The organism is Stenotrophomonas sp. 115C5 (genome assembly GCF_056861055.1).
The window spans coordinates 1-13,187 of record NZ_JBSPUQ010000016.1 but is presented as its reverse complement, the minus strand read 5'-3'; the positions used below and the strand labels follow the sequence as shown (position 1 = coordinate 13,187).

Annotated in this window: 9 protein-coding genes and 1 rRNA gene; 4 read left to right on the top strand and 6 right to left on the bottom strand. The window is 66.9% G+C overall.

The features are described 5' to 3' along the window. Positions 1–477, bottom strand: coding sequence for a DUF2244 domain-containing protein (locus AC13FN_RS16610; RefSeq protein WP_482985034.1), 477 nt, complete (start codon positions 475–477; stop codon positions 1–3). Positions 478–751: 274 nt separating this feature from the next. On the opposite strand from AC13FN_RS16610, the gene putA reads away from it, so the two are divergent. After that, positions 752–3,970 carry a bifunctional proline dehydrogenase/L-glutamate gamma-semialdehyde dehydrogenase PutA gene (gene putA, locus AC13FN_RS16605; protein WP_482985033.1) on the top strand — a complete coding sequence of 1,073 codons (3,219 nt, stop codon included), beginning with the start codon at positions 752–754 and terminating at the stop codon, positions 3,968–3,970. A gap of 121 nt (positions 3,971–4,091) precedes the next feature. On the opposite strand, the gene pnuC is transcribed toward putA, so the two are convergent. Together pnuC and AC13FN_RS16595 are read right to left on the bottom strand one after the other, a co-directional pair. Then, positions 4,092–4,664 (bottom strand): nicotinamide riboside transporter PnuC, encoded by a 573-nt coding sequence (gene pnuC, locus AC13FN_RS16600; RefSeq protein ID WP_046983901.1) that lies wholly within the window; start codon positions 4,662–4,664, stop codon positions 4,092–4,094. Between the two features lie 112 nt (positions 4,665–4,776). Continuing rightward, positions 4,777–6,144: an outer membrane protein transport protein gene (locus AC13FN_RS16595; protein WP_109815220.1), complete on the bottom strand. Its 1,368-nt coding sequence runs from the start codon at positions 6,142–6,144 to the stop codon at positions 4,777–4,779. Between the two features lie 228 nt (positions 6,145–6,372). On the opposite strand from AC13FN_RS16595, the gene AC13FN_RS16590 reads away from it, so the two are divergent. After that, complete coding sequence (locus tag AC13FN_RS16590; RefSeq protein ID WP_010484241.1) at positions 6,373–7,065, top strand: rhomboid family intramembrane serine protease; 693 nt, start codon at positions 6,373–6,375, stop codon at positions 7,063–7,065. A gap of 84 nt (positions 7,066–7,149) precedes the next feature. Here the strand turns inward: AC13FN_RS16590 and AC13FN_RS16585 are convergent, their stop codons facing one another. Next, complete coding sequence (locus AC13FN_RS16585) at positions 7,150–8,622, bottom strand: S41 family peptidase (protein WP_482985032.1); 1,473 nt, start codon at positions 8,620–8,622, stop codon at positions 7,150–7,152. Positions 8,623–8,730: 108 nt separating this feature from the next. Further along, complete coding sequence (locus AC13FN_RS16580; protein WP_010484243.1) at positions 8,731–10,029, bottom strand: murein hydrolase activator EnvC family protein; 1,299 nt, start codon at positions 10,027–10,029, stop codon at positions 8,731–8,733. 95 nt (positions 10,030–10,124) lie between these two features. Here AC13FN_RS16580 and AC13FN_RS16575 point away from each other — a divergent pair, with 95 nt between their 5' ends. Both AC13FN_RS16575 and AC13FN_RS16570 read left to right on the top strand, forming a co-directional pair. Beyond that, positions 10,125–10,787 carry a DUF4097 family beta strand repeat-containing protein gene (locus AC13FN_RS16575; protein ID WP_482985031.1) on the top strand — a complete coding sequence of 221 codons (663 nt, stop codon included), beginning with the start codon at positions 10,125–10,127 and terminating at the stop codon, positions 10,785–10,787. A gap of 86 nt (positions 10,788–10,873) precedes the next feature. Then, a complete protein-coding gene (locus tag AC13FN_RS16570; protein WP_482985030.1) occupies positions 10,874–12,583 on the top strand; it encodes a M28 family metallopeptidase in 1,710 nt (569 codons plus the stop codon). Positions 12,584–12,919: 336 nt separating this feature from the next. On the opposite strand, the gene rrf is transcribed toward AC13FN_RS16570, so the two are convergent. Continuing rightward, positions 12,920–13,034, bottom strand: a 5S ribosomal RNA gene (gene rrf, locus AC13FN_RS16565). Positions 13,035–13,187: the final 153 nt, after the last annotated feature.

Below are 13,187 nucleotides of genomic sequence, written 5' to 3'. Positions count from 1 at the left end.
TTAGCGTCGTCGGTTGCCGCCATCGCTGGCGGCGAGCAAGCTTTCAAGTGTCTCTGCAAGCGTCTGACGTTCGGCCGGCGCGAGGAAACTCCCCACCTCCACCTGCCGGTCGCTGGATGCCAGCCGGACCCTCTCATCGTCGGTGAGCAGGCGCACCCAGTGGGGGTGGGCCCGGAACACCGGCGATCCACCGGGTACGGGGATGACCTCCACGTACGCCGGCACTACCCGGATCTCCTCCTGCCGTTCACCGCTGCGCCACAAGGCACGCAGCGCGGCCGCCAGCACCAGGCTGTACAGCAGCGCGAACAGGGGGGCGAATGCATTGCCGGCCAACCACCCGAGGGCGGACACCAGCCACATCGCACCCGACAACACGGTGAACAACAGGACGAACTGCCGGGCATCGAGCGCCCGTGGGGGACGCAGCCGCAGCTGCGTACCTGACCCATCCGGAGCTGGAAGCACCTCGATCATGTCGCAACCGCGTTCCTGCCGCGGGAAACGTCTCGATGGTAGCCCCGCCCTCTCGCCGGTAGCAAGGGTGCATTCACACTTTTTCCCATGCTGCAACACAGCATGAGGTCGGCGACACAAATGACGAATTCAGCACAAATTATTCTGAGCTTGCTGAACACGCTGAATCCACCGCAGCTCGGGGCTATCAGCACTTAACGAAGGTGGCTGCGGGGCACTTCCGGAACCCGCAAAAATGATTAAAATCGCCAAGTTTTCCACTGGCCGGACCGGCATGAACGCACCTTCCTCCTCCCCTGCCGCCCACGACGCTCCGCGTCCCGGCGCGCTGCTGTCGCCGGAACTGCCGGCGCCCCCCAACCCGTTCCGCCAGGCCATCACCGATGGCTGGTTGAAGGACGAGGCCAGCCACGTGCGCGAGCTGCTGGCGCAGGCGCGCCTGCCCGCCGAGGAGCAGGCCAGGGTGCAGGCGCTGGCCGCCGACCTGGTCGGCCGCGTGCGCGTGCGTGCCAAGGACCAGGGCGCGATCGAAGCCTTCATGCGCCAGTACGACCTGGGCAGCGAGGAAGGCGTGCTGCTGATGTGCGTGGCCGAAGCGCTGCTGCGCATTCCGGACCAGGACACCGCCGACAAGCTGATCCGCGACAAGCTGGCCGATGCCGACTGGGAAAAGCACCTGGGCGGCAGCGACTCGGTGCTGGTCAACGCCTCCACCTGGGGCCTGATGCTGACCGGCAAGCTGGTGCAGATGAACGATGCCACCCGCGCCGATGCGCCCAGCGCGTTCAAGCGCCTGGTCGGCCGCGTGGGTGAGCCGGTGGTGCGCCTGGCCGTGCGCCAGGCGATGAAGATCATGGGCCACCAGTTCGTCATGGGCCGCACCATCAGCGAAGCACTGGCGCGCTCGCACAAGGGCGACAACGCCAGCTATCGCTACTCCTTCGACATGCTGGGCGAAGGCGCGCTGACCATGAAGGACGCGCTGCGCTACCTGGAAGACTACCGCCGTGCGATCCACGCCATCGGCGGCGATCACAAGGCACGCGGCGGCCGTCCGGACGGCGACGTCAACAATGCTCCTGGCATCTCGATCAAGCTGTCGGCGCTGTACCCGCGCTACGAGCACGCCAAGCGCGAGCGCGTGCTGAAGGACCTGGTGCCGGGCGTGCTGGAACTGGCACAGCTGGCCAAGAGCTACGGCATCGGCTGCACCGTCGACGCCGAAGAGTCCGACCGCCTGGAACTGTCGCTGGACATCATCGAGCAGGTGTTCTCCGACGCCTCGCTGGCCGGCTGGGATGGCTTCGGCGTGGTCGTGCAGGCCTACCAGAAGCGCACCCCGTACACGATCGACCATCTGGCCGACATGGCACGCCGCGCCGGTCGCCGCCTGCAGGTGCGCCTGGTCAAGGGCGCCTACTGGGATGCCGAGATCAAGCGCGCGCAGATCGAAGGCTATCCGGGCTACCCGGTGTTCACCCGCAAGCAGAACACCGACGTGTCCTACCTGGCGTGCGCCAAGCGCCTGTTCACCCATGCCGACGCGATCTACCCGATGTTCGCCACGCACAACGCGCACACCATCGCCGCAGTGCGCAGCATCGCCAATGGCGGCGTGTACGAGCACCAGAAGCTGCACGGCATGGGTGACGATCTGTACGCCGAAGTGGTGCCGGCCGATCGCTTGAACCTGCCCTGCCGCGTGTACGCCCCGGTCGGTTCACATGAAGACCTGCTGCCGTACCTGGTGCGCCGCCTGCTGGAAAACGGCGCCAACTCCAGCTTCGTCAACCGCATCACCGACGAGCGCGTGCCGATCGCCGACCTGATCCGCGATCCGGTCGAGATGGTGTCCTCGTTCGAATCGATTCCGCATCCCAAGATCCCGCTGCCGGTTGACCTGCTGCGCAGCCAGAACCACGACAGGAAGAACTCCATGGGCGCCAACCTCGCCAACGACAACGAACTGCGCGCCCTGGCCGAGCAGATCAACGCCGCCGTGAAAGCCTGGCAGGCCGCTCCGCTGGTACCGGGTGCGAACCCGGCCGGCGCCACGCTGCCGGTGACCAACCCGGCCGACACCCGTGAAGTGGTCGGCCAGTGGCTGGCCGCCGACGCTGCCACCGTGCAGAAGGCCCTGGCCAATGCCGTGGCCGCGCAGCCGGCCTGGAACCGCACACCGGCCGCCAGCCGCGCCGCCATCCTCGAGCACGCCGCCGACCAGCTGGAAGCGCGCATGCCGGAGTTCATGGCGCTGTGCGTGAAGGAAGCCGGCAAGAGCCTGCCCGACAGCATCGCCGAAGTGCGCGAAGCGGTGGACTTCCTGCGCTACTACGCCAAGCAGGCACGCGAGCAGTTCAGCCACGCCGAGAAGCTGCCGAGCCCGACCGGTGAATCCAACGAGCTGCAGCTGCACGGCCGCGGCGTGTTCGTCTGCATCAGCCCGTGGAACTTCCCGCTGGCGATCTTCCTGGGCCAGGTGGCCGCTGCACTCGCCGCCGGCAACAGCGTCATCGCCAAGCCGGCCGAGCAGACCAACCTGATCGGCTACTACGCGGTGAAGCTGCTGCACGACGCCGGCGTGCCGGCCGAGGTGGTGCAGTTCCTGCCGGGCGACGGTGCCACCGTCGGTGCCGCGCTGACCGCCGACCCGCGCGTGGCCGGCGTGGCCTTCACCGGCTCCACCGAGACCGCGCGTGCGATCAACCGCGCGATGGCTGCACGTGACGCCGCGATCGGCGTGCTGATCGCCGAAACCGGCGGCCAGAACGCCTTCATCGCCGACTCCTCGGCGCTGCCGGAACAGCTGGTCAAGGACGCGATCGGTTCGGCCTTCACCTCCGCCGGCCAGCGTTGCTCGGCCGCGCGCGTGCTGTTCGTGCAGGACGACATCGCCGACAAGGTGATGACCATGCTGGCCGGTGCGATGAAGGAACTGAAGGTCGGCAACCCCGGCCTGCTGTCCACCGACGTCGGCCCGGTGATCGACGCCGATGCGCTGAAGATCCTGCAGGATCACGCCGCGCGCATGGACCGCGAAGCGCGCCTGATCGCCGCTGCCGAGCTATCCACCGAAGCCGCCAATGGCACCTTCTTCGCACCGCGCGCGTACGAACTGAAGGACCTGGGCCAGCTGCAGAAGGAAGTGTTCGGTCCGGTGCTGCACGTCATCCGCTGGAAGGGCGACCAGCTCGACGCGGTGATCGACCAGATCAACGCCACCGGCTACGGCCTGACCCTGGGCGTGCATTCGCGCATCGACGAGACCGTCGACCGCATCAGCAACGGCGTCCACGTCGGCAACGTCTACGTCAACCGCAACCAGATCGGTGCGGTGGTCGGCGTGCAGCCGTTCGGCGGCCAGGGCCTGTCCGGCACCGGTCCGAAGGCCGGCGGCCCGCACTACCTGCTGCGTTTCGCCACCGAGAAGACGGTGACGGTGAACACCACCGCCGCCGGCGGCAACGCCTCGCTGCTGACCCTGGGCGACTGATCGCCCGGCGTCATGCAGTGAGCGGAAAACCCCGCGAAAGCGGGGTTTTTTGTGCCTCTTTTTCCCTGTAGAGCCGAGCCCATGCTCGGCTTGAACGTTACAGCCGAGCCCGTTCTCGGCTCTACACCCGCATCAGATTGCGCCAGTGGCGCAACGCCACCAGTGCATTGATCCAGAAGCCCACGTACAGGATCGAGGTCAGATGCAGGCCACGGCTGTAGTACAGCGGCACCGCAACGGTGTTCACCAGCAGCCACACCCACCACGATTCCAGCTTGCGCCGCATCATCAGGATCTGTGCGATCACGCTCAGCACCAGCACCGCCGAATCGATGTAGGGCGCATAGGCGTTGGTCAGCCGGGTCAGCATCCAGCCATATCCGAAGGTGGCCACTACCGCCAGCGGCGCCAGCCAGGCCCAGGCCCGCGGCCGCAATGAAGTGATCGGCAACGGCGCACCGTGGTCGCCGCGCAGCCACTGCCACCAGCCCAGCACGCTGATGGCGATGAAGAAGAACTGCAGCACCATGTCCGCGTACAGGTGCGAGCGTTCGAACACGGCGGCAAACAGCGTGCAGCCGACGATGCCCAGCCACCAGGTGTGCACGTTGTTGCGGCCCGCCAGCAGGATCGAGCCGGCGACGGCGATGTTGGCGGCCAGCTCCAGCTGGAAATTCGGATCGGACAGGTTCATCGCCCTATTGTCGTGGATCCACGCCATGCGTGGATGCCCCAAACCAGCTCCGCAAAAAGAAGGCCCCGCTTGCGCGGGGCCTTCCGTGTACTGCGTCAGGCGTTGGCCCGAATCAGAACTTGTACTGGAACGAAGCGGCCAGCACGTCGCCACGGACCTTGTACTTGCCCGACAGCGAGTTGCCCTGGTTGGCGGTGGTCGCCGGCACGTTCACGTTCGGGTCGCTGGTGAACAGGTGGGTGTAGCCCAGGTTGTACTCGGTGTTCGCCGACGGGGTCCAGCCCACGCCCAGCGACAGCCACTTGCGGCTGGTGTCCGGCACGCGGACGTCGCGGTGGGCGTCGGTGGTCGGGGTCTGGTCCAGCGCAACACCACCGCGCAGGGTGACGGTATCGCTCAGCTTGTAGTCGGCGCCCAGCGACACGAAGGTGGTGTCGCGGTAGCCGAACTTCAGCTCCGAATTCGGCTGCGGCGAAGCGTAGTCGACGGTGACGCTGTCAAAGGCGGTCGACCAGGCGGTACGGGTCACGTCGCCCATCACGGTCCAGCGGTCGTTGACCTTGTGGGTCACGCTCAGGGTGGCCGAGGCCGGCATGGTGACGGTGGCACGGCCGCTGGTATCCATGAACCAGCCGCGGGTGTTCGGCGAGTTGGTGAGCAGGGCACGAGCGCGGTCGGCGCCGCTGAAGGTCGCATCACCACCGGTGATCTTGTGCTTGACCTTGGAACGGTAGCTCAGGCCGATGTGGGTGTTCTCGTCGATCGAGAACAGGCCACCGACGGTCCAGCCCACGGCATTGTTGTCGCCTTCGATCTTCAGGGTGCCATCCGAGCTGCCCGGGGTGAAGCCCGGAGCGCCAGCGCCGGCCAGGATGCTGCCATAGTCGATGGCATTGCTCAGTTCGATGGTCAGGTGCTCGACGAACACCGACGCGCCGAAGGACACGTACGGGTTGACGTCATACGACGCGGCGAAGCCCAGGTCGATGGCCTTCAGGTCGGTCTTCAGGCCGCTGTAGCGACCCACCCAACCGTTGTCGTATTCGGTCTTGAAGCCGAACGGGGCGGTCAGCGACACACCGAAATGGGCCTGTTCGCCGATCGGCATGTGGAAGTAGGCGGCCGGAACCGGAGCGATCATGCCGGCGTCGCCGCCGTTGCCGCCCTGGGCCGGGAAGCCGTTCGGGGTCCGCTGGCTCACGCCGGTACGGCCGGTGCCCTTGTACTTGGCACCGAAGCTGATGGCGCTGAGGTCGCCCTGGATCATGGTGCCTTCCAGCTGGCGCATGCCGGCCGGGTTGACGGCGATGATGGAGGCGTCGCCCTCGGCGCTGCCGGAACCGGCGAACGCGCGGCCGAGGCCCTTGGCGCTGTTTTCCTTCAGCTGGAAGGCGGCAGCGTTGGCGTCGGCGGCAGCCAGCGCACCGGCAACGCCGACGGCCAGCAGGGTCAGTCGGGCAATGGTGGAAGCGGTTTGCATCGTAGTTCTCTCTCTCCGGTAAGCGGTGATGGTGCTCTGAGTGCGCCTGCGCCCGGCAGGCCCTGGGGCCCTTCGGAGCGCGCCGGATTCCCCTCCCGACATACGACGCCGTATGCGAGTATTACCCAGAGCTGTTAATGAAACAATAACAGCGCAGGCGCTTTTTTCGTCTCAAAAGCTGAACAGGACAATCCCCGCCGTAAGCGCCCTCACGCTAGGCTAGTGCCCATGTTCGTCTCCCTCCCGTCGCGCAAGAAGGCAGCCCTGCGCTGGGCCACGCCCGTGCTGTTTGCGGCACTGTGGCTGGCGTTCCTGTGGTCGATCTCGCGTCCGGATGACGCCCGGGGCAGCCTCTGGCTGGACTGGGGCGCCCTGTCCACCGGCCTGACCCACCCGCTGGACTGGTGGGCGACCCTGCAGGACGGCAGCGTGCTGCGCCTGTTCACCGCGCTGTTCCTGCACGCGGACTGGTCGCACCTGCTGGGCAACCTGGTGTTCCTGCTGATCTTCGGCCTGCCCGCCGAACGGGTGCTGGGCCCGTGGCGCCTGCTGCTGCTGTTCCTGGTCGGCGGCGCGGTGTCCAATCTGGTGGCCATCTACACCATGGGCAGCCCGGACCAGATCATCATCGGTGCCAGCGGCGCGGTGTCGGCGCTGATCGGTGCCTATCTTGCGCTGTTCCCCGGTGCCCGACTGGGCGTGGTGATTCCGCTGGGCCTGTTCCTGGAATTCGTACGCGCCCCGGCCTACCTGCTGATCGGCGTATGGGCCGCGCTGCAGGTGGTGTTCGCCCACATCGGCCCGAGCTTCGGCATGGTGGCCTGGTGGGCGCACATCGGTGGCTTCCTGTTCGGCCTGCTGTACGGCGTGTACGTGCGCGCGGCGATCGCACGCCGCCTGCGCAAGCGGCACGGCTTCTGAACCCCTGGTGGTGCCGGCCGCTGGCCGGCTCCACGCTCACCCGCTCGTTCGTAGATCAGTCGAGCACGGCTCGACTCTACAGAATCACGGCTTGGCCGGGACCGGTGCGGGCTTCGCTTCCGGCTTCGCTTCCGGCTTCGCTTCCGGCTTCGCTTCCGGCTTCGGTTCGACGTTCGCCTCCGGCTTCGCAGCTGTGGCCTTCGCGGCCTTCGCCGCATCCGCTTTCGCCGCTTCGGCCTTCAAGCGTGCAGCCACCGAACCCGGGTTCTTCAGCTCGGCCAGCGCGTCGTTGATCGGGGCATCGCCCGGCAGCACCGCTCCGGCGTGGTAGCCCTCGGTGCCTTCGTCATCGCCGCGCAGATGGCCCGGCAGGGTCGCTTCGCTGTAGTCGCTCAGGCTGGCCGGCAGTGCGTCTTCCGCCGGCGTGGCGGCCGGCTTCAGTTCAACGTCCGGCACGATGCCGGTGGCCTGGATCGACTTGCCGCTGGGCGTGTAATAGCGCGCAGTGGTCAGCTTCACCGAATCACCGTTGTCCAGCGGCAGCACGGTCTGCACCGAGCCCTTGCCGAAGGTGCGGCTGCCGACCACGCGCGCACGCTTGTTGTCGCGCAGCGCACCGGCCAGCACTTCCGATGCGCTGGCCGAACCGGCATCGGCCAGCACCACCACCGGTGCACCCTTCAGCAGGTCGCCTGGAGTCGCATCAAAACGTGCATCGCTGATGCTGATGCGGCCGCGGGTGCTGACGATGTTGCCCTTGTCGAGCAGGTCGTCGGCCACCTGCACGGCAGCGGTCAGCAGACCACCCGGGTTGCTGCGCAGATCCAGCACCAGGCCCTTGAGCTGGCCACCGGACTGCTTCTGCAGCTGCTGCACGTGCTTCTGGAAGTCCGAACCGGTGTCGGCCTGGAACGTGCTCAGGCGGATATAGCCATAGCCGGGTTCCAGCAGGCGGCTGCGCACACTGGTCACGCGGATGGTCTGGCGAGTGAGGCTGACATCGAAGGGCTTGGGCTTGCCTTCGCGCACGATGGTCAGCACCACCTTGCTGCCGGCCGGGCCGCGCAGCGGTTCGCTGGCATCGATCGCGCTGATCGGCTTGCCGTCGATGGCGATGATGAGGTCACCGGCGAGGATGCCGGCCTTCGCCGCCGGCGTGTCGTCGATCGGCGAAATCACCTTCATGCTGGCATTGTCGGGCTGCTGCTGCAGCTCCACGCCGATGCCTTCGTATGCGCCGCTGGCCTGCTCGTCGAACGCCTGCGCGTCTTCCTTGTTGAAGTAGGTGCTGTGCGGGTCGAGGTCGAGCAGCAGGCCACGCACCGCGGCCTGCATCAGCTTCTTGTCATCGACCGGATCGACGTAGGCGGCCCGCACTGCGTTGTAGACGGCCACGAAGCGGCGGATGTCCTCCAGCGGCACCTTCGAGGTCACCGCCTCCTCGCTGCTCGCTGCCTGCCCGCCGGTTTCCTGGCTCGGGGCGGGCGCGGTCTGCTGCGCCCAGGACAGCGCTGGCAACAGGGCCAGCAAGAGGGTGGCGGTACGGGCTGCGCGCATGGATCACTCCTGTCGACGGTGGCATGGTGCCCAAGGCACATGCACCGATTATGCGCGAAGCACAGCTAAATTCCCGTTGAATCCGCCCTGCACGCGGAAGCGCTGGATTCAGCGCCGCTGCAGCCAGCTGTCAGGGTTCACCGGCTGCCCACCACGACGCAGCTCGAAATACAGCGCGGTGACGCCCTGGCCGCCGGAATTGCCGACCTTGGCCACCGCATCGCCACGACTGACCCGCGCGCCGGCATCCTTGAGCAGGGTGTCGTTGTGGGCGTACAGGCTCATGTAGCCGTTGCCGTGGTCGACGATCAGGATCATGCCGTAGCCGGTCATCCAGTCGGAGAACACCACAGTGCCATCGGCCACCGCGGTGACGGTGCTGCCGGCCGGTGCACCGATCAGCACGCCGCTGCTGGTGCGGCCATCAGGCAGCTTGCCGCCATAGCGGGCCAGCAGGTTGCCGGACAACGGCCAGCCCAGGCCACCGACCTTCGGCGCCGGTGCCGACGCCACCGCCGGCGGAACCTTGGTGGGCGGCGGCGGCCGTCCCTGTGCCGCGGCCTGGCGTGCCGCGCGTTCGGCGGCGGCCTTCTCCGCAGCCGCACGGCGCGCAGCCGCGCGACGCTCGGCCTCGGCACGGGCGGCGGCCGCGCGCAGATTGGCCAGCAGTGTTTCCAGCGCCTTGGCGTCCTGGCCCAGCGCCTGTTCCTTCTCGCGCTGGTCCTTGAAGCGCTCGTCCAGCGAGGCAACGGTCTTGGCGCGATCGCGACGGTCGGCTTCCAGGGCCGCGGCCTGCTGCTTCTGGTCCTGCTGCGCACCCTGCAGCTTCTGCTTGCGCTCGGCGATCTGCGCCTGCAGCGCTTCCAGTTCCTTCAGGTCAGCGGTCAGCGTGGTGATGCGCTGTGCCCGCTCGCGCTGCAGGTAGCGGTGGTAGGCCAGGGCGCGATTGGCATCGGCCACCGTGTCCTGCGACAGCAGCAGCTTCAGGGGGGCGTGATTGCCCAGCTGATAGGCCGCACGCAGCAGGCCGGCCAGCTCGCGATGCTGCTGGGCGAGGTTGGCCTGCAGCGTGCTGCGGCGTTGTTCGGCCTCGGCCAGGGCCCTTCCCTGCTCGCGCAGCGCGGTTTCCGTCTGCGCAAGCGCACGGCCGGTGCGGGCCACCTTCTCATCTGCCTCGCGCAGCTGCTGCGAGGCCTGGCCACGCTGGCCTTCGATCTGCCGGCGCTCCTGCGCCACGCCCTTCAGCTCACTGCGCAGTTTCTGCAGCTTGCGCTCGGTCTCGCGCGTGGTCTGCGCGGCACCCGGCAACGGCAACGCGAGTGCCAAGGCCAGCCCCAACAGCAGGCAGCGCCCGCCGCGGGCAGCGGCGATGTGATGTCGGCGTGATGGGAAGGCGTTGTTGCGCAAGGGCTTTCCAGTGACTTCAGGCAGTTGCAGGGGGTACCGGGGAATGGTGACATCTCCGCACGCGGCCTGCCAGCCGCACATCCATCGAGGTCCCCATGAAAGCTCTCTCCATTTCGCTGCTGTTGGGCGTACTGCTGGCCACCGGGCCGGTCTGTGCCCAGGAGAACATCAGCAAGGTCAACGGCAGCATCAGCGCCGAACCCGGCCAGCGCTACGGCAAGCTGGACACCGTCAACGGCGGCATCCGCGTCGGCGAAGGCGTCGAGACCGGCAGCATCGACACCGTCAACGGCGGGGTGAAGGTCGCCGATCGCGCGCGCACCGGCAAGATCGAAACGGTCAACGGCGGTGTGCGCCTGGGCCGCGAAGTGATCGCCCATGGCAACGTCAGCACCGTCAACGGCAGCATCTTCAGCGATCGCGGCAGCCAGATCGAAGGCGGCGTTGAAACCGTGAACGGTGGCATCGGGCTGGTCGAAAGCCGCGTCGGCAACGACGTGGAAACCGTCAACGGTGACATCACCGTGGGCATCGGTTCGCAGGTCAAGGGCGGTGTGCACGTGCGCAAGCCGAACTTCAGCGTCTCGCTGACCGCCAGCCGCAAGCCACGCGTGATCATCGGCCCGAATGCCGTGGTCAACGGCCCGTTGCAGTTCGAGCGCGAGGTGGTGCTGTACGTGCACCGCACGGCCCGCATCGGCCCGGTCAGCGGCGCCGAGCCGATCCCGTTCGACACCGAAACCGCTCCGGCGGACTGAGCACACCGCGCCCATCGGTTCGGTGATACTCGCTGTTACCGGTCGTACACGAGGTGCGGCCGCCCTTTGTTTTCCAGGAATCGACGATGCCCCGCAAACTCCTCCTGTGCCTGGCCGCTGCGGCCGCGCTCAGTGCCTGCAAAGGCGAAGACACTCCGGCGCCCGCGCCGGCCACCGACACCGCCGCTGCCAAGCCGGCGGCCCATGCGTTCTCCCCCGAGATCAACGCCGGCGACTTCGCCGAGATGGTCAAGACGCTGGCTTCGGATGAATTCGAAGGCCGCGCCCCGGGCAGCAAGGGCGAGGAACTGACGGTCAACTACATCCGCGACCAGATGCAGCGCATCGGCCTGCAGCCCGGCAACGGCGACAGCTGGTTCCAGGATGTGCCGATGACCGAGACCACGGCCGACGCGTCGACCGTGCTGAAGATCACCCAGGGCGGCAAGACCAGCGAACTGAAGTTCGGCACCGACATGGTGGTGGGTACCCGTACCGGCCAGGCCGAGGTGAAGGTCGATGCAAGCGACCTGGTGTTCGTCGGCTACGGCGTTGATGCCCCGGAGCAGAAGTGGAACGACTACGCCGGCCAGGACTGGAAGGGCAAGACGGTCGTCATGTTCGTCAACGACCCGGGCTTCCATGTCGATGACGCGAAGCTGTTCGACGGCAAGCGCATGACCTACTACGGCCGCTGGACGTACAAGTTCGAGGAGGCCGCTCGCAAGGGCGCCGCTGCCGCGCTGATCGTGCATGACATTGCCGGCGCTTCCTACGGCTGGGATGTGGTGAAAAACTCCTGGGCGGGCCCGCAGTACGACCTGCCGGCCAAGGATGACCCGGAAGCCCGCATTCCAGTGCAGGGCTGGCTGAGCGCCGACGCCGCCAAGGCGCTGTTTGCCGGTGCCGGCCTGGACCTGGCGCAGGCCTACAAGGATGCGAGCAAGCGCGGCTTCAAGCCGGTGCCGCTGAAAGCCACTGCCGCGGTCGATCTGAAGAGCCAGATCGCACAGAAGCAGTCGCGCAACGTGGTGGGCGTTTTGCCGGGCAGCAAGCGTGCCGACGAAGCCGTGCTGTACATGGCGCACTGGGACCACCTGGGCAAGCACGAGGGTGAAACCGGCGACAACATCTACAACGGTGCGGTCGACAACGCGACCGGCGTGGCCGGCATCCTTGAGGTGGCCGAAGCAATGGCCCACCAGGAGCCGAAGCCGGAGCGCTCGGTGGTGTTCCTGGCGGTGACCCTGGAAGAGTCCGGCCTGCTGGGTTCGAAGTACTACGTCTCCCACCCGACCTTCCCGCTGGACAAGATCGCCGGTGTGATCAACATCGACGCGATGTCGGTGGCCGGCCGTGCGAAGGACGTGACCGTCACCGGCTTCGGCAGCTCGGAACTGGAAGACATCCTCAAGCCGCTCGCTGCGGCCCAGGACCGCACGCTGCATGGTGAGACCTCGGTGCAGAGCGGCTTCTACTTCCGCTCGGATCACTTCAACTTCGCCAAGGCCGGCGTGCCGGCCCTGTACGCCGATGGCGGCGAAGACCTGCGCGAGGGTGGCGTGGACGCTGGCCGCAAGGCCGCAGCGGACTACGGCGCCAACCGCTACCACGGCCCGAAGGATGAGTTCGATGCGGCCACCTGGAAGCTGGACGGGACTGTCGAGGACCTGCAGCTGATGTACGGCGTCGGCAAGGAACTGGCCGGTGGCGATCGTTGGCCGAACTGGTACGAGGGCAACCCGTTCAAGGCGGCCCGCGACGCGATGATGAAGGACAAGGCTTCGGCCAAGTAAGTCGGGCCATGCTCGACTGAACATCGTTGAGAGCAGAGCGGCGCCCCACGGGGCGCCGCTTTTTTTGTGCGCTCCGCCATTGGTGGGTGCCAACCTTGGCCGGCTGTGTGTAGCGGCCTACCTTGGTTGGCGCCTTGGTTCCTTGCGGAGAGCATCCACGCATGGCGTGGATCTACCGCTGATCCCTCTGCCCATCGGTAGTCGCCAACCTTGGTTGGCGCCGCCGCTCGCGGCGGTTCCATCAACGCGTCTGCCGGCCAGCGGACGGCATTACCCGGTACTTCCTGCACCCAAAGAAAAACCCCGCTGCGTGAGCAGCGGGGTTTTGGGTGTAAACCCTGGCGATGACCTACTCTCGCATGGCTTGAGCCACACTACCATCGGCGCAGCTGCGTTTCACTTCCGAGTTCGGGATGGGATCGGGTGGTTCCACAGCGCTAATTTCACCAGGGAGACGGTTGCAGCAGCGCTTGCAGCGCCAGCTTCGCGATCTTGCCCTTGGGGCGGAAGCCACCCGGAAAATGCAGTGCCTTCACTTAATAAGAAAAACCCCGCTGCGTGAGCAGCGGGGTTTTGGGTGTAAACCCTGGCGATGACCTACTCT